At 60.0% G+C, this 17002-nt stretch carries 10 protein-coding genes and 2 pseudogenes; 8 read left to right on the top strand and 4 right to left on the bottom strand.

Annotated features, from left to right (window positions below; all coding sequences use genetic code 11):
* Positions 1-8 precede the first annotated feature (8 nt).
* A pseudogene (typA, locus tag ACIOMO_RS21495) lies at positions 9-1760 on the top strand (translational GTPase TypA); the annotation flags it as partial.
* A gap of 305 nt (positions 1761-2065) precedes the next feature.
* Here typA and ACIOMO_RS21500 read toward each other — a convergent pair.
* Positions 2066-2503, bottom strand: coding sequence for a YkgJ family cysteine cluster protein (locus tag ACIOMO_RS21500; RefSeq protein WP_008080573.1), 438 nt, complete (start codon positions 2501-2503; stop codon positions 2066-2068).
* A gap of 259 nt (positions 2504-2762) precedes the next feature.
* On the opposite strand from ACIOMO_RS21500, the gene ACIOMO_RS21505 reads away from it, so the two are divergent.
* From ACIOMO_RS21505 to ACIOMO_RS21525, 5 genes are all read left to right on the top strand, one after another.
* Positions 2763-5213: a glycogen/starch/alpha-glucan phosphorylase gene (locus tag ACIOMO_RS21505; RefSeq protein ID WP_212544798.1), complete on the top strand. Its 2451-nt coding sequence runs from the start codon at positions 2763-2765 to the stop codon at positions 5211-5213.
* Between the two features lie 256 nt (positions 5214-5469).
* Positions 5470-9054, top strand: coding sequence for a DUF2339 domain-containing protein (locus ACIOMO_RS21510; protein WP_401243479.1), 3585 nt, complete (start codon positions 5470-5472; stop codon positions 9052-9054).
* Positions 9051-10415: a DUF3999 domain-containing protein gene (locus ACIOMO_RS21515; protein WP_401243481.1), complete on the top strand. Its 1365-nt coding sequence runs from the start codon at positions 9051-9053 to the stop codon at positions 10413-10415. Before ACIOMO_RS21510 ends, ACIOMO_RS21515 begins: the two co-directional genes overlap by 4 nt.
* Before the next feature lie 331 nt (positions 10416-10746).
* Entirely contained in the window at positions 10747-11757 is a 1011-nt protein-coding gene (locus tag ACIOMO_RS21520) for a class 1 fructose-bisphosphatase (protein ID WP_007909265.1), read from the top strand.
* 3 nt (positions 11758-11760) lie between these two features.
* A complete protein-coding gene (locus ACIOMO_RS21525) occupies positions 11761-12363 on the top strand; it encodes a DUF924 family protein (RefSeq protein ID WP_401243483.1) in 603 nt (200 codons plus the stop codon).
* 85 nt (positions 12364-12448) lie between these two features.
* Here ACIOMO_RS21525 and ACIOMO_RS21530 read toward each other — a convergent pair whose 3' ends face one another.
* Together ACIOMO_RS21530 and ACIOMO_RS21535 are read right to left on the bottom strand one after the other, a co-directional pair.
* The gene (locus tag ACIOMO_RS21530) at positions 12449-13213 is read right to left on the bottom strand and encodes a methyl-accepting chemotaxis protein (RefSeq protein WP_371262350.1); all 765 of its coding nucleotides are present in this window, start codon (positions 13211-13213) and stop codon (positions 12449-12451) included.
* Between the two features lie 93 nt (positions 13214-13306).
* A pseudogene (locus ACIOMO_RS21535) lies at positions 13307-14341 on the bottom strand (cache domain-containing protein); the annotation flags it as partial.
* A gap of 282 nt (positions 14342-14623) precedes the next feature.
* On the opposite strand from ACIOMO_RS21535, the gene ACIOMO_RS21540 reads away from it, so the two are divergent.
* Entirely contained in the window at positions 14624-14878 is a 255-nt protein-coding gene (locus ACIOMO_RS21540; RefSeq protein ID WP_053116610.1) for a hypothetical protein, read from the top strand.
* A gap of 30 nt (positions 14879-14908) precedes the next feature.
* Positions 14909-15478 (top strand): lipocalin family protein, encoded by a 570-nt coding sequence (locus ACIOMO_RS21545; RefSeq protein ID WP_053116611.1) that lies wholly within the window; start codon positions 14909-14911, stop codon positions 15476-15478.
* Positions 15479-15566: 88 nt separating this feature from the next.
* Here ACIOMO_RS21545 and ACIOMO_RS21550 read toward each other — a convergent pair whose 3' ends face one another.
* Positions 15567-16931 carry a formimidoylglutamate deiminase gene (locus tag ACIOMO_RS21550; RefSeq protein ID WP_401243486.1) on the bottom strand — a complete coding sequence of 455 codons (1365 nt, stop codon included), beginning with the start codon at positions 16929-16931 and terminating at the stop codon, positions 15567-15569.
* Between the last annotated feature and the right edge of the window lie 71 nt (positions 16932-17002).

Raw genomic sequence — 17002 nt, forward strand, 5'->3', positions numbered from 1 at the left:
TGGTTTAAAAACTCCTGCGACAATGCGGCACTCTGGAGCGCAAAGAGCTAAACGACGAGCGCGTGATGGAATCCAACGACCAGGATAAAGAGCGCGGTATTACCATTCTGGCGAAAAACACCGCCATCAACTGGACCGGCTACCACATCAACATCGTGGACACCCCGGGCCACGCCGACTTCGGCGGCGAAGTTGAACGCGTAATGTCGATGGTTGACTCCGTTCTGCTGCTGGTTGTCGCTCAAGACGGCCCTATGCCGCAAACCCGTTTCGTGACCAAGAAGGCTTTCGAAGCCGGCCTGCGTCCAATCGTGGTCATCAACAAGGTTGACCGTCCAGGCGCGCGTCCGGACTGGGTTCTGGATCAGATCTTCGACCTGTTCGACAACCTCGGTGCTTCCGAAGAACAACTGGACTTCCAGGTTGTTTACGCCTCGGCCCTGAACGGCATTGCCGGTCTGGATCACACCGACATGGCTGAAGACATGACCCCGCTGTACCAAGCGGTTGTCGATCACGTTCCGGCCCCTAAAGTCGACCGTGAAGGCGCGTTCCAGATGCAGATCTCCGCACTGGACTACAACAGCTTCCTGGGTGTTATCGGCGTTGGCCGTATCGCTCGTGGTCGCGTCAAGCCGAACACCCCGGTTGTGGCTATCGGTGCCGACGGCAAGCGTCGCAACGGTCGTATCCTGAAGCTGATGGGTCACCACGGTCTGCACCGTATCGACGTTGAAGAAGCTGCAGCAGGCGACATCGTTTGCATCAGCGGTATGGAATCGCTGTTCATCTCCGACACCCTGTGCGACCCGCTGACTGTTGAGGCGATGAAGCCTCTGACCGTTGACGAGCCAACCGTTTCGATGACCTTCCAGGTAAACGACTCGCCATTCTGCGGTAAAGAAGGCAAGTTCGTGACCTCCCGTAACATCAAGGATCGTCTGGACAAAGAGCTGCTGTACAACGTTGCACTGCGCGTTGAAGAAGGCGACTCGGCTGACAAGTTCAAGGTTTCCGGCCGTGGTGAGCTGCACCTCTCGGTACTGATCGAAACCATGCGTCGCGAAGGCTTCGAGCTGGCCCTGGGCCGTCCGGAAGTAATCATTCGTGAAGTGAACGGCGTTAAACAAGAACCGTTCGAAAACGTGACCATCGACATCCCTGAAGATTCGCAGGGCAAGGTCATGGAAGAGATGGGTCTGCGTAAAGGCGACCTGACCAACATGGTTCCGGATGGTAAGGGCCGTGTTCGTCTGGAATACAACATCCCTGCTCGCGGTCTGATCGGTTTCCGTAACCAGTTCCTGACCCTGACCAACGGTGCTGGCATCCTGACCTCGATCTTCGATCGTTACGACACCGTCAAGTCGGGCCACATGTCCGGCCGTCAGAACGGCGTTCTGGTTTCGGTTGAAACCGGTAAGGCACTGACCTACTCGCTGGAAACCCTGCAGGCTCGTGGCAAGCTGTTCGTAGAACACGGTCAAGAGATCTACAACGGTCAAATCGTTGGTCAGAACAGCCGTGACAACGACCTGGGCGTTAACCCTACCAAGGGCAAGAAGCTCGACAACATGCGTGCTTCGGGTAAAGACGAAACCATCGCTCTGGTTCCACCAGTGAAGTTCACTCTGGAACAGGCTCTGGAATACATCCAGGAAGACGAGCTGTGCGAAGTAACTCCTAAGTCCATCCGTCTTCGCAAGAAGATCCTGGACGAAAGCGAGCGTACCCGCGCTGCCAAGAAAGCCAAAAACTGAGTCATTAGTTCAGGCTGAATGAAAACGCCCCCGGTCGAGAGACCGGGGGCGTTTTTGTTTGTCTGGGGAAAGTTTGTTAGTTCTGAAGAGCCCCTCACCCTAGCCCTCTCCCGGAGGGAGAGGGGACTGAATGGGGGATGCTCAGGGGATACGTCGACTTGAAAGAATTCTGCTGAATCCAAAATCGATTTGGTGGGGCTCAACCGAATCCATAATCGACTGGGTGTTTCAGGTCGATGTATGGCGCCAGACACCTCGGTCGGCTCCCTCTCCCTCCGGGAGAGGGCTGGGGTGAGGGTAAGCTTTTAAAACTTCTCGATCGCGCGGAAATTCTGCTCGCGCACCACTTCCTTCGGCTTGTACGCGCAATACCCCGGACGTGGCCCGATCTTCGGGTGATTGCGGCAGGTATCCGGGCGCTTGTCATAAATGGTGCACAGGCGGCTCTTACGATCCAGGTAGTAGCAATCGTTGTTGCTCATGCGCTGCAGGGTGAAGATGCCGGACTTCTGATTGAAGCGTTCAACCAGGCCTTCCTTCTGCAAACGCTTGGCGATGTTCTTCGGCGGGTCACCGAGTTCGAACTCGTCGACCACACCGATGCGCACCAGATCCTTGATTTTCACCTCAACCGGCAGCGTGCAGCAGCTAGATATGCAGGAACCGCACATCGGGGCTGAATATTTTGCCCACGTATCGAGACGATCGATCTCGGCGGCGGCAATCAGGTTGGGCTTCATCATCGGGAGTTACCAGGCGTGTGTGCATCAGGGCGCGCGATCATACCGGGACTGGTGGATTTTTGAACAACCTTTCGCCAGATTTTTTCTCGATACAGGCACATTGCCGGACAATTCGGCACGGCCCCTGCATTCATTAGCCCAGCCGCCAGGGTTATGCCGGGGCATCTCACCGTCTCAGGAAATACTGCCGAACCAGAGCCCTCACCGTCGGTCAGACCGTCTAGGCTCAGACAATTCCCGCTCGCTCGAGGTCCCATTGATGACTCAAGAACCACTAGTTCGCGAAGCAGAGGTGGCCGCATTCCGCGATGCCGTCCTGACCAAACTCACCTACGCGGTGGGCAAAGACCCTGATCACGCCTTCGACCATGACTGGTTCGAAGCCATCGCTTTGGCTGCGCGTGATCACATGGTCGAGCACTGGATGGATCACACCCGGCAGATCTACCGCAAAGGCCAGAAGCGGGTGTATTACCTCTCGCTGGAATTTCTCATCGGCCGTTTGCTCTACGACAGCCTGAGCAACCTTGGTCTGCTCGACGTCGCCCGTGAAGCGTTGACCGAACTCGGTGTCGATCTGGAACGCATTCGCTTGCTGGAGCCCGATGCGGCGCTCGGCAACGGCGGCCTCGGTCGTCTGGCGGCGTGCTTTATGGAAAGCATGTCGACCCTCGGCATCGCCGGCCACGGTTACGGCATTCGTTATGAACACGGTTTGTTCCGCCAGGCCATCGTCGATGGCTGGCAACAGGAGCAGACCGAGCACTGGCTGGATTTCGGTAACCCGTGGGAGTTTGAGCGGCCAGAGGTCGTCTACTCCATCGGCTTCGGCGGCAGCGTAGAAACCGTCACCGATGCTTCTGGAAAATCCAAACAAGTCTGGTCGCCGGCAGAAACCGTCCGCGCGATCGCTTACGACACGCCGGTGGTCGGCTGGCGCGGGGCAAGCGTTAATACGCTGCGTCTGTGGCGTGCCCGCGCCATGGAAGATTTGCACCTTGAGCGCTTCAACGCCGGTGACCACTTGGGCGCCGTCGCCGAGGTTGCTCGCGCCGAAAGTATCTCGCGCGTGCTCTACCCGGCAGACAGCACCGAAGCAGGGCAAGAGCTGCGCCTGCGTCAGGAATACTTCTTCGTCGCCGCCTCGTTGCAGGATCTGCTGCGTCGCCATCGCAACATGCACACCTCGGTGCTGACCCTGGGCGATCACGCGGCGATCCAGCTCAACGACACCCACCCTTCAATCGCCGTCGCCGAACTGATGCGACAACTGGTCGACGTCTACGACGTGGCGTGGGACGCGGCGTGGCAAGTGACGGTCGATACGCTGTCGTACACCAACCACACGCTGCTGCCGGAAGCGCTGGAAACCTGGCCGGTGGGCCTGATGGAACGCATGCTGCCCCGGCACATGCAGATCATTTACCTGATCAACGCCCAGCACATCGATTCGCTGCGGGCCAAAGGCATTCACGATTTCGACGTGCTCCGCGCCGTGTCGCTGATCGAAGAAGACAACGGTCGCCGCGTGCGCATGGGCAACCTCGCGTTCCTCGGTTCGCACAGCGTCAACGGTGTATCCGGATTGCACACGCAGCTGATGCGTAAAACCGTGTTCGCCGAACTGCACAAGCTCTACCCGGAGCGGATCAACAACAAAACCAACGGCATTACTTTCCGCCGCTGGCTGTATCAGGCCAACTCGGAACTGACCTCGATGCTGGTCGACGCATTGGGCCCGGATCTGCTGGATAACGCGGAGGAGCGCTTGCTCGATCTTGAACCGTTCGCCGAGAAGCCCGCGTTCCGCAAAGCTTTCGCCGAACAGCGCCTGCACAGCAAAAAAGCGCTGGCTTATCTGATTCATGAACGCTTGGGCATTGCCGTCAATCCGGCGGCGATGTTCGACGTGCAGGTCAAACGGATCCACGAATACAAACGCCAGCTGCTCAACCTGCTGCACACCGTGGCGTTGTATCAGGCGATTCGCGCCGAGCCGGAAGTCGACTGGGTGCCACGGGTGAAAATCTTCGCCGGTAAAGCGGCGGCGAGTTATCACCAGGCCAAACTGATCATCAAACTGACCAACGACATTGCGCGGGTGGTGAATAACGATCCGACGGTGCGTGGCCTGCTGAAAGTGGTGTTCCTGCCCAACTACAACGTCAGTCTGGCGGAGAGCATTATTCCGGCGGCGGACTTGTCCGAGCAGATCTCCACTGCAGGTTTCGAGGCCTCGGGCACCAGCAACATGAAGTTCGGCCTCAACGGCGCGCTGACTATCGGCACGCTGGACGGCGCCAACGTGGAAATGTGCGAGCGCATCGGCGCCGAGCACATGTTTATCTTTGGTCTCAGCGCGCAGCAGGTTGAGGCGCGTAAACAGAACCACGAGTTCAGCGCTTTGCCGGACATCGCCGCGTCGCATCGTCTGAACGATGTGCTGCAAGCGATCCGCAGTGGGGTGTTCTCGCCGGACGATACTTCGCGCTACACCGGGTTGATCGACTCGCTGGTGGATTACGACCGCTTTCTGGTCTGCGCTGATTTCGACTCGTACTGGGAAGCGCAGAAACGCGTTGAAGCGCATTGGCACGACAGCAACAACTGGTGGCGTTCGGCGGTGCTCAACACGGCGCGGATGGGCTGGTTCTCGTCAGACCGGACGATTCGTGAGTACGCCACGGAGATCTGGAAAGCGCTGGAGTAACTTTCCGCAACAAATCTACGCAAGTCCCAACGTTTGTTGGGCCGCATCGATATACTGAGCGCCGGTTACCGGAAGCTACAGTCACCACACTTCCCCTGTGGGAGCGGGCTTGCTCGCGAAAGCGGTGGTTCAGTCAGCATTAATTTCGACTGACACGACCTCTTCGCGAGCAAGCCCGCTCCCACAAGGGGTTTGTGCCTAGACTGAGGCAATTGCCGGACTCGCCCCGCCACGGGGCCGCTTAGGGATATCGACCATGCAATGGATGTTCATGTTGATCGGGCTGGTGCTCGGCTGGCTGCTCGACGAGTCGTTCAGTGATGCGCTGTTGGGCGCGTTGCTGGGGCTGGTGATCGGGCAGACGCTGCGCATTGCGCGGCTTGGCTCGCAAGCGGCTGAGCAACAGCAGCAACTTGAACAGGCGAAAGTCGCGTTACAGGGCGTTGAGCAGCGGCTGTTTCTGCTGGAAGGCGCGCCGGTTCGTGCCGCGACGCCACCGAATACCGCGCCAGTTCCCGAACCCGTCGCAGACCCCATCAAAACCGTCGAAGAAGCCCCCGCACCGGAACTGGTCTGGGAGTTGCCCCCCGAACTCGAACCGATTTCCGCCGTCGCCAGCGAAACCAGCCAACCGCTGCCCGCCGATGTCTGGAATCTCGACGCCGTTACTCCGGAACCACAAAAACCCGCCGAACCCCGTGGCCCGAACCTCATCGAGCGCGGCATCAGTGCTGCGCGTAATTGGCTGTTCGGCGGCAACACCGTGCTGCGCGTCGGCGTGGTGTTGTTGTTTTTCGGTCTGGCGTTCCTGCTGCGCTACGCCACCGAAGGCATGGTCGTGCCGATCGAGATGCGTTACGCCGGTGTCGCAGCCGCCGCGCTGGGCTTGCTCGCGCTGGGCTGGTGGCTACGCAATCGCAACAGCTATTACGCATTGATGCTGCAAGGCACCGGGATCGCGGTGTTGTACCTGACGGTGTTTGCGGCGATGCGTCTGCATCCGCTGCTCGATCCTTCTGCCGCGCTGGGCTTGCTGGTCGCGGTCACGGTGTTCTCGGCGATTCTGGCGATCACCCAGGATGCGCTGGGCCTGGCTGCCGCAGCCGCATTAGGCGGTTTCGCCGCGCCGATCCTGACCTCGACCGGCGCCGGTAACCATGTCGCGCTGTTCAGTTATTTCGCGTTGCTCAACGCCGGCATTCTCACCATCGCCTGGTTCAAGGCCTGGCGTCTGCTCAACCTGATCGGCTTCGTCGGCACCTTCGGCATCGGTTTCGCCTGGGGCCTGCGTTCGTATGCGCCGGAGTTGTTGTGGAGCACCGAGCCGTTTCTGATTCTGTTCTTCCTGATGTACCTCGCCATCGGCCTGTTGTTTGCCCGACGCAAATTGCTCGATATGCCCGATGCCACTGCGGACGGTGACCGTGATGCCTTGCTGCACTGGTCGGCGCGCAAGGGCGATTACGTCGACGGGACGATGCTGTTCGCCCCGCCGATCATTGGTTTCGGATTGCAGTTTGCGTTGGTGCAGCATCTGGAGTTCGCCGCCGCGTTCAGCGCGCTGGCACTCGGCATGATTTACATGGCGCTGGCCAAGGTGTTGATGGGTGGCCGCGCGGCGTTGCTGGGCGAAACCTGTCTGGCGCTCGGGGTGATTTTCGCCAGTCTGGCGATTCCGCTGGGGCTGGATGCTCGCTGGACCTCGGCGGCGTGGGCCGTGGAAGGTGCGGGGATTTTCTGGCTCGGTCTGCGTCAGCATCGACCGTTTGCGCGGGCGTTCGCGTTGCTGCTGCAACTGGGCTCGGCGTTGGCGTTTCTCAGTCAGTTGCGGGTTGGCGAAAGCAGCTTGCTCGACGGTGCACCGCTCGGCGCGTTGATGCTCGGCAGCGCTTTGCTGTTCAGCTTTTATCAACTGCGCAAGGCCTCGGCGGAGCAGACTTCGCCATGGGAGCGCCAAGGCCTGCCAGTGTTGGCCTGTCTGGGCCTGACCTTTCTCTACCTGCTGGCGCCGCTGTTTTTCTTCACGCAGGGCACGGCGATCAGTTGGGCGCTGGCCGGGTTGGTGACGTTGTTCGTCGGCCTGCGGATTCAGTCGCGCACGTTCCTGTTCACCGCGTTTGCCGTGCAATTGCTCGGCGGCGCGTTGTTCCTCTTGCGTCTGCAGGGCGCGGGCGAGGATTCAGCGGCGGTGTTCAGCGCCGGTTGGAGCGGTTTGCTCAGTGCTTCGCTGATTGGTCTGGCGTTGATCGCCGGCATGCTGTTGGCGGCTCGCGATGAAATGGTGCGCAGCGATGTGCGCCTGCTGCGTGGTTTGTCGGTGGTGTTGCTGGCCGGTCTGGTGCTGATCAATCTGGCGGTGCTGTTCGTGCTGCCGTGGCAAACCGCGAGCGCGGTGTGGGCCGCGAGTGGTTTATTGATTATCTGGCTGAGCCTGTACCTCAAGCAGCGTGTGAGTTTTGTCTTCGGTCTTTTATTGCAGTTGATTGGTGGCGCGGCGTTTCTGTTCGCAGGTCCCGAGCTGCTCGGGCCGCTGTCCAGCGAAGGACTGAAACCGTTGGCCCACGGCGGATTCTGGACGCCGCTGGTGCTGGGGCTGGCCGCGATGATCGGTGCGTGGCGCCTGCAACTGGGCAATCACGCTTCGGCATTCGATGCGTTGAGTTTGCAGCGTTTGTCCGAAGTTTTGCTGGTGTGGGGCGCGGGTTGGTGGGCGCTGGCGTGGGTCAGTGAAGTGCTGCGTTTTGCTACGCCGAATCTGCAAGGCACGTTGCTGCTGTTGGTTGCAGCGGTGAGCGTGGCGTTGTGGACGGTGTTGTCGCTGCGCCTGAAATGGCCGGCGCTGGGTTTGCTTTGCACCTTGCTGATTCCGGCGGCGGGGCTGGTGTTGCTCGCTGCCTGGCATTCGCGTTATCACCCGGCGGCCGATTTCGGTTGGCTGGCGTGGGCGGCAGTGTTCGCCGTGCATTTCTTCAGTCTGCGCCGCTTGGCGCCGATGTTGCCGGCGCGCGCTTTGAGCACCGCGCATGTGCTCGGCTGCTGGCTGCTGATCGGTGTTCTGGCGCTGGAATTGCGCTACGGCCTGCTGTTGTTGTCCGAGCAATACAACGCCTGGCGCTGGTTGGGCTGGGCGATTCTGCCAAGCCTGTATCTGTTGATGGCGGCGGCACCGCGCAATTGGCCGTGGCCGGTCGCAGCGTTTGCCCGCGAGTACCGCTTGTACGCCGCTGCGCCGTTGGCGGTGCTGATGCTCGCGTGGTTCTGGCTGGCGAATGGCGTCAGCGATGGCAATGCCGAACCGTTGCCGTACGTGCCGCTGCTCAACCCGTTGGAGTTGGGTTTGCTGTTCGCGCTGTTCGGCGTTTATGTGTGGTCGCGCAGTGCGGTTTCGCAGCTGTCGATTCGTCAGGACTACGCCGAATACGCGACGCAATTGATCGCCGGGGTTTCGCTGTTCGCCTTCTGCACGGCGTTGGTCACCCGCGCCGCGCACCATTGGGCGGGGATTCCGTTTGAGCTGGATACGCTGCTCGCTTCGATGCTGGTGCAGGCGGGCTTGTCCATCGTCTGGACGCTGATGGCGCTGGGGCTGATGATCGGCGGGCATCTGCGTCATCGTCGCGAAGTGTGGCTGATCGGCGCGGCGCTGATTGCGCTGGTCGTGGCCAAACTGATTTTTGTCGAATTGAGCAACCGTGGCGGCCTCGCCCGGATCGTCTCGTTTATCGGCGTGGGCGTGTTGCTGCTGGTGGTCGGCTATTTCGCGCCGCTGCCGCCCAAACGCGTCGACGCTGACCCGGCGGCGGACAAACCGGCCCCGGACACCGAAGGAGTTTCATCTTGAGTCGCATGCTGAATCTGGGTTGGTTGGCGTTGGGTGTGGTGATGGCTGCCGGCGCTCAGGAAAAACCGGCGGACTTCGCCACGCAAGTGCCGCTGTCGGTCAGCGGCGACGGGCCGTGGTATCGCCTCGAACTGCCACTGAGTGTGCAATTGCAGGCGCGCCAGACCGATCTCAGTGACCTGCGCGTGTTCAACGCCGCCGGCGAAGCGCAGGCGTACGCCTTGGCGCGCGAATCGGCACAGACCCGCGATGACGGTCAGTTGCACGAGGTGAAGTGGTTCCCGCTGTACAACGCCGCCGATTCGAATGAACACGTGCCGAACGTGCGCGTGCAGTCGACCACCAACGGCACGCTGGTCGAAGTGCAGCCGTCGAGTCAGCTGGAAGCGGGCGAGGAAGTGCTGCGCGGTTGGCTGCTCGATGCCAGCGCGATCAAGGCGCCGTTGCAGCAATTGATCCTCGACTGGACCAGCGAGCGCGATGGCTTTCAGCGTTTCAGCATTGAAGCCAGTGATGACTTGCAGCACTGGCAGCCGTGGGGCGAAGGCCAGGTCGCGCGCCTGACGTTTTCCGATGAGCGCATCGAGCAGCATGAAGTGACGTTGCCGGGGCAATCCGCGCGCTATTTGCGCCTGTTGTGGGATTCGCCGAGTTCGGCGCCGACCATCACCTCGGCACAGTTGAAAAGCAGCGATCCGCGTAACGTTCCGCTGCCGTTGGTCTGGTCGCAAGCGTTGGCTGGCAGCAGCACCAAGGCTGGCGAGTACAGCTGGCAGTTGCCCATGGGGCTGAACGTCGAGCGCGTGCAGGTCGAGCTGAAACAACCGAACAGTCTGGCGCCGGTGACACTGGCCGGGCGCCGCGAAAGCAGCTTGCCGTGGCAGGAACTGAGCAACGGTTTGCTGTATCGCCTGACGCAGAATGGCCAGGACGTGGTGCAGAACGAATTGCAGCTCTACGGGCAAACCGTGCAGCAGTTGAAGTTGACGGTGGATGAGCGCGGCGGTGGTCTGAGTGAGCAGGCGCCGAGCCTGAAATATGCAGTGCGCGCGACCCAGGTTATTTTCCTTGCGCGCGGCGAGGGGCCGTACAGTCTGGCGGTGGGCAATGCGACGGTGAAAACGGCGAATCTGCCGTTGGCGACGCTGATTCCGGATTTCAAACCGGAGAAGTTGGCGGGGTTGGGTAAGGCTGCGGTGCAGGGGGAAGTGGTGGCGACGCAGACTTCGACGGCGACCACGGCGGCTGTGGCGGAGACCAATTGGAAGAAGATCGGGTTGTGGGCGGTGTTGTTGCTGAGTGTGGTGTTCCTTGGCGCTATGGCGTTTAGCTTGTTGCGCAAGCCTCCCGCTAAATCCTGAAAAAGCGGGTGCTGTGCACCCGATCGCGAGCAGGCTCACTCCTACAGGGGAACGCATTTCTTCAGTTGGAATACCATCAACTGTAGGAGTGAGCCTGCTCGCGATAGCGTTTTCCCAAACAACAAAAATCCACAAACTGTCGCGCCCACCCTGCACCATCCGTCCCGAACCGGACTACGCTAAATCCGCTACCTGAACTCTCCACCGACAATCACGTCTCATGCAGGCAATTACACCCCAACGCACGTTACCGGGCGTCTTCGCTCGCTACGGTTTCAGACTCCCTGTAAACTGCGCGGGTTTTTAGCCCCCCATTCCACCGGAGCCGTCCATGTCCCGCGTTACCCTGAGTCGCTATTTGATTGAGCAGACCCGCAGCAATAACACTCCTGCCGATCTGCGTTTCCTGATCGAAGTGGTCGCGCGTGCTTGCAAAGAAATCAGCCACGCCGTGTCCAAAGGCGCCCTGGGTGGTGTTCTGGGCAGCATGGGCACTGAAAACGTCCAAGGCGAAGTGCAGAAGAAACTCGACGTGATCTCCAACGAGATCCTCCTCGAAGCCAACGAATGGGGCGGTCACCTGGCCGGCATGGCGTCCGAAGAAATGGACAATGCCTATCAGATCCCGGGTAAATACCCGAAAGGCGCGTACCTGCTGGTATTCGACCCACTGGACGGCTCGTCGAACATCGACATCAACGCCCCGGTCGGCACCATCTTCTCGGTACTGCGTTGCCCGAACGAATACCTGAGCCAGAACGAGCCGCTGAACGAGAAAGCGTTCCTGCAGCCAGGTACTCAGCAAGTTGCCGCCGGTTACGCAATCTACGGCCCGCAAACCATGTTGGTGCTGACCCTGGGCGACGGCGTCAAAGGCTTCACTCTGGACCGCGAAATGGGCAGCTTCGTGCTCACCCACGAAGACATCACCATTCCTGAATCGACCCAGGAATTCGCCATCAACATGTCCAACCAGCGTCACTGGGAAGCCCCAGTACAACGTTACGTTGGCGAGCTGCTGGCCGGTGAAGAAGGTCCGCTGAAAAAGAACTACAACATGCGTTGGGTCGCGGCGATGGTTGCCGACGTACACCGCATCCTGACCCGTGGCGGTCTGTTCATGTACCCGCGCGACAGCCGTGAGCCATCCAAGCCAGGCAAACTGCGTCTGATGTACGAAGCCAACCCGATGTCGTTCCTCGTCGAACAAGCGGGCGGCGCGTCCACCGACGGTCACCAGCGCATCCTCGACATCCAGCCCGAAGGCCTGCACCAGCGCGTAGCGGTGTTCCTCGGCTCGAAAGAAGAAGTCGCCCGCGCGACGGCCTACCACAAGGAATAAACCATGACCGCGCCTTGGCAGCCGTTGCTCGATTGGTGGTTCGGACATGCCGAATCCCCGGACGACATTTCGGCTGACAAGGGCAAGTTGTGGTTCGGTAAGCGAGACAGCCAAGACCTCGAAGCGCAGACGCGTTTCGGGGTCTTTGTCGATCAGGCCCTGGCCGGCGAATTGACCGAGTGGACGCAACGTCCAGAAGGTTGGCTGGCGCTGGTGTTACTGCTCGATCAATTGCCGCGAATGATCTTTCGCGACACCCCCAAAGCATTTTCCGGTGATCTGCGCGCGCAGAAACTTGTCGCCCAAGGCATTGCCGCGGATTTTGATCGGCAGTTGAAACCGATCCAGCGAGTGTTTATTTATCTGGTGTTCGAACACTGCGAAAACCTCGCGGTGCAGAACGAAGCCGTTTCCAGGTTTATCGAACTGGTGGCTGAACAGCCGGAAGCGCAGCGCGCGGTGTTTGCCGATAACCTGGATTATGCCGAACGGCATCAGAAAGTGATCGCGCGGTTTGGCCGGTTTCCGCATCGCAATGCGGTGTTGGGGCGGGAGTCTACGGCGGAGGAGTTGGTGTTTCTTTCCGAACCGGGTTCGCGGTTCTGATCCCAAAAAAGATCGCAGCCTACGGCAGCTCCTACAGTGAACTCGATCTATGTAGGAGCTGCCGCAGGCTGCGATCTTTTGATCCTTAAATGCGGAAACTACCCACCAACTGCTTCAACCGCGCCGCCTGCTGTTCCAGATCCGAGCAAGCCCGCAACGTCGCCTGCAAGTTCTCCACACCTTCCTGATTCAGCGTGTTGATCTCGTTGATATCCACGTTGATCGACTCAACCACCGCCGTCTGCTCTTCAGTCGCGGTCGCCACCGACTGGTTCATCCCGTCAATCTCGCCGATACGCTGAGTCACGCTGCCCAGACGCTCACCAGCCTGATTGGCGATGCCGACGCTGCTTTCGCTCTCGCGCTGGCTCTCGGTCATGATGCTGACCGCCTGACGTGCGCCGACCTGCAGTTCTTCGATCATCTTCTGTACTTGCTGCGCCGAGTCCTGAGTGCGGTGCGCGAGGTTGCGTACTTCATCGGCAACCACGGCAAAACCACGACCGGCTTCACCGGCACGCGCCGCTTCGATCGCGGCGTTGAGCGCGAGCAGGTTGGTCTGTTGGGAAATGCTGGTGATCACTTCGAGAATCTGGCCGATGTTCACCGTGTTGGCGTTCAGCGTTTCGATGTTGCCGCAGGAGTCGCTGATCTTCGCCGACAGCTGTTGCATGGCCGAAATGGTTTTATCCACCACCTGCTGACCGTCCACCGCGAGGCTGCGCGCATCGCTGGAATGCTGCGAGGCGAGGGCGGCGTTCTGGGCGATTTCTTGCGCGGCGGCGCCGAGCTGATTGATCGCGGCGGCGACGCTGTTGGTGCGGGTGGCTTGCTGATCCGAGTTGTACATCGACGAGTTCGACGCCGCGACCACGCGCAGGGCGACTTCGTTGACCTGGCCGGTGGCCGAGGACACTTCGCGGATCGAGGTGTGGATGCGCTCAACAAAACGGTTGAACGAAGTGCCCAGCGCGCCGAATTCATCGTTGCCGTGGATCACCAGACGTTTGGTCAGATCGCCTTCACCTTCGGCGATGTCGTGCATGGCGCGACCCATGGTCAGCAGCGGCTGCATCAACACGCGGATGAGCATGCCGAGCAGGGCGATGATGATCACTACGGCGATGACCATAGCGATCAGTGCCGAGGTGCGGAATTCGCTGAGCATGGCGAACGCGGTGTCTTTATCGAACACCAGCGCCACGTACCAGTCGGCAGATGGCACACCGTTGACGTGGGTGAAGGAGATCAACTGCGTCTTGCCGTCGAACTCGACTTCCTTCAGACCCTGAGTGACTTTCGGCGCACCGTTCGGGTAGGCCTCGGCGAGGGTCTTGAGCACCAGTTTGCTGTCCGGGTGAATCAGGATCTTGCCGTCGGCGCTGACGATGAATGCGTGACCGTGACCGCCGAAGTTCAGCGAGTTGATGATCGCGCTGACGCTGGTCAGATCAATGTCGGCACCGGCGACGCCGAGCATCTGCCCCTGGCGCTGCACCGGGGTGGCGACGGTGATCACCAGTTTGCCCGAGGAGGCGGCGATGTACGGTTCGGTGACGATAGTCTGCTGCGCGCTGTTCGCCGCTTTATACCAGCCGCGTGCGCGCGGGTCGTAATCCGGCGCGCGGTTGCCGGCCGGCACGGAGAACATCACGCCGTCGGCACCACCGAAGTAGCTGAGCTGGAAATTACCGGTGTAGGCGGGCAGGTCGATGATGCGTTTCAGACTGGCCGGGGCATTGCCGTCGACAACCACTTGCTGGGACATCGATTGCAGCAATTGAATGCGGCTTTCCAGCCAGGTCTGGATGTTGCTGGTGGTCAGGCTGCCCAGTTCCTGCATCGACGCTTCGGTGCTGGTGCTCAGCGCTTCGCGCTGTCGATAGTCGTTGAAGAAAATGAAACAGGCGAACGCAACGGCCACCACGAGGGCGGCAGCCAACAAAATCTTGTGGCTGAATTTCATGTTTCTGGTCATCGAATGAGCTACCGCGAAGGGGCTGATCAAGAAAGGGCGGCAATTTGCCACACAGGGAGGCTTTGCGCTGCTCTTGTTTCGACCGGGGCGCGCCAAAGATTAGGCCTTTTTTGCGAATTGCGACGAAATGCTCAAAAGCGCGACAAAGTGTCTGATTTATCGGCAAAAGCCAGACGAGCGGAGCAATAAATAGGCGTCCCGGGAGGGAACCAGACACCACTTTTCTCTTCTAAGCTTCTGGTTGGCCCCATGCCATCCCCCTTCCGTTCCAGGAGTTACACCATGTCGCTGCGATCTATCGCCCTTTTGTCGTTCTGCGTGCTGTTGGCCGCCTGCGGCAAGATCAATCAGGAAAACTACTCGAAGCTCTCGGCCGGCATGGCCAAGACCGAAGTGGAGACCTTGTTGGGCAAACCGACTGATTGCTCGGGCGCGCTCGGCATGTCCAGTTGCACCTGGGGCGACAAAAACAGCTTTATCAGCGTGCAGTACGCCGGTGACAAAGTGCTGATGTTTTCCGGCCAAGGCCTGAAGTAAACCGGGGCCTCGCGCCCACGGAGAAGAAAAATGAAGCGGTTATTGCTTGTCCTTTTTGCCGGCCTGGTACTGGCCGGCTGCGCCACTTCCGGCGTAGATCCGTTGGCGCCGAAGACCGTCAACAGCGTCAATCTCAAGCGTTACCAAGGGACCTGGTATGAGCTGGCGCGTTTGCCGATGTACTTCCAGCGCGACTGCGCGCAATCCGAAGCGCATTACACCCTCAAGCCTGACGGCAACGTCGCGGTGCTCAATCGTTGCCTGACCCCGCAATGGCAGTGGGAAGAAGTGAAGGGCACGGCTTATCCACAGGTGCCGGGCAAGACCGACAAATTGTGGGTCGAGTTCGATACCTGGTTCTCGCGTCTGATTCCGGGTGTGGCGAAAGGCGAATACTGGGTGCTGTACGTCAGCGATGACTACAAGACCGCCATCGTCGGCGACCCGAGTCGCAAGTACATGTGGCTGCTGTCGCGCACGCCGACCGTCAATGGTGTAGTGCGAGAAGAACTGCTGAGCAAGGCGCGTCAGCAGGGCTATGACACCACGCGATTGATCTGGCGAGCGTCGGAACGGCAGATGGCCAAGACTTCTAATTAAGAGCGAAAAGATCGCAGCCTTCGGCAGCTCCTACATGGGAAAGTGTTCACCCTGTAGGAGCTGCCGAAGGCTGCGATCTTTTGCTTTTCTAGCCGAGAAGGTCGCGCAAGACCTGGGTGAAGGCGCGCGCACTGTCCTCTTCCCCGGCATGCCGGCCATCACGCACAACCCACTGGCCATTGACCAACACATCACGCACCTGCCGATCCCCTCCGGCAAACAACCAGCGATTCAAAATCCCGTCTCCGTTCGCCGTCGCCAGATACGGATCGTTGCCATCGAGCACAATCCAGTCCGCCCGTTTGCCAACCTCCAGCGCACCAATCGGCTGCCCCAGCGCTTGCGCGCCGCCATCCAGCGCCGCGTCATACAGCGTGCGCCCGACCATCGGCTGATCCGCGCCATACAAACGGTTACGGCGCTGATCACGCAGACGCTGGCCGTATTCCAGCCAACGCAATTCTTCCACCACACTGAGCGAGACATGGCTGTCGGAACCGATGCCCATGCGCCCACCCTGCGCGAGGAAATCCACCGCCGGGAAAATTCCGTCGCCCAGGTTGGCTTCAGTGGTCAGGCACAGCCCGGCGATGGCGCGACTCTTGGCCATCAGCGTGACCTCTTCCGGATTGGCGTGAGTGGCATGCACCAGACACCAGCGCTGATCAACTTCGGCATTTTCGTACAGCCATTGCAGCGGACGCCGACCGCTCCAGCTCAGGCAGTCGTCGACTTCTTTCTGCTGTTCGGCGATGTGAATGTGAATCGGGCATTGCTTGTCGCTGGCCGCCAACACTTCGCTCATCTGCTGCGGCGTCACCGCGCGCAACGAGTGGAAGCACAGCCCCAGCGATTGCGATTTTTGCTGCGCCAGTAACGGCTGCAAACGCGACTGCAGATTCAGGTAATTTTCGGTGCTGTTGATAAAACGGCGCTGGCCATCGTTAGGCGTTTGCCCGCCGAAACCGGAGTGGCTGTAGAGCACCGGCAGCAAGGTCAGACCGATGCCGCTTTCACTCGCCGCCTGACTGATACGCAACGCCAGTTCAGCCGGATCGGCGTACGGCTGACCATTGCTGTCGTGGTGCACATAGTGGAATTCGGCCACCGAGGTGTAACCGGCCTTGAGCATTTCGATGTACAGCTGACGGGCGATCACACCGAGCTGATCCGGGCTGATTTTTCCGACGAGGCGATACATCAAATCGCGCCACGTCCAGAAACTGTCGTTCGGGTTGCCGGCCACTTCGGCCAGTCCGGCCATCGCACGCTGGAAGGCGTGGGAGTGCAGATTGGGCATCCCCGGCAGCAACGGCCCGCTCAGTCGTTCGGCGCCATCTGCGGTGGAATCGGCCTGGATTTGGGTCAGCGAGCCCTCGGCGCTGACCTCAAGACGTACATTGTTGGCCCATCCGTTAGGCAGCAGCGCGCGTTCGGCAAAGAAGGCGGACATGGTTCAGCACCCCATCGTGTGTTATTTGTATATACATATACAGACGTTTGCCTGCCCGGTAAACTCCGGCC

It is taken from the genome of Pseudomonas sp. NPDC087804, assembly GCF_044742965.1.
In the GTDB taxonomy this organism is placed as follows: Bacteria; Pseudomonadota; Gammaproteobacteria; order Pseudomonadales; family Pseudomonadaceae; genus Aquipseudomonas; species Aquipseudomonas rustica.

Excerpts from the sequence above, each read along its gene's own strand:
- ACIOMO_RS21520 (WP_007909265.1), top strand. The coding sequence starts at position 10,747 with ATGTCCCGCGTTACCCTGAGTCGCTATTTGATTGAGCAGACCCGCAGC.
- ACIOMO_RS21505 (WP_212544798.1), top strand. The coding sequence starts at position 2,763 with ATGACTCAAGAACCACTAGTTCGCGAAGCAGAGGTGGCCGCATTCCGC.
- ACIOMO_RS21500 (WP_008080573.1), bottom strand. The coding sequence starts at position 2,503 with ATGATGAAGCCCAACCTGATTGCCGCCGCCGAGATCGATCGTCTCGAT.
- ACIOMO_RS21545 (WP_053116611.1), top strand. The coding sequence starts at position 14,909 with ATGAAGCGGTTATTGCTTGTCCTTTTTGCCGGCCTGGTACTGGCCGGC.
- ACIOMO_RS21540 (WP_053116610.1), top strand. The coding sequence starts at position 14,624 with ATGTCGCTGCGATCTATCGCCCTTTTGTCGTTCTGCGTGCTGTTGGCC.
- ACIOMO_RS21525 (WP_401243483.1), top strand. The coding sequence starts at position 11,761 with ATGACCGCGCCTTGGCAGCCGTTGCTCGATTGGTGGTTCGGACATGCC.
- ACIOMO_RS21530 (WP_371262350.1), bottom strand. The coding sequence starts at position 13,213 with ATGTACAACTCGGATCAGCAAGCCACCCGCACCAACAGCGTCGCCGCC.
- ACIOMO_RS21550 (WP_401243486.1), bottom strand. The coding sequence starts at position 16,931 with ATGTCCGCCTTCTTTGCCGAACGCGCGCTGCTGCCTAACGGATGGGCC.
- ACIOMO_RS21510 (WP_401243479.1), top strand. The coding sequence starts at position 5,470 with ATGCAATGGATGTTCATGTTGATCGGGCTGGTGCTCGGCTGGCTGCTC.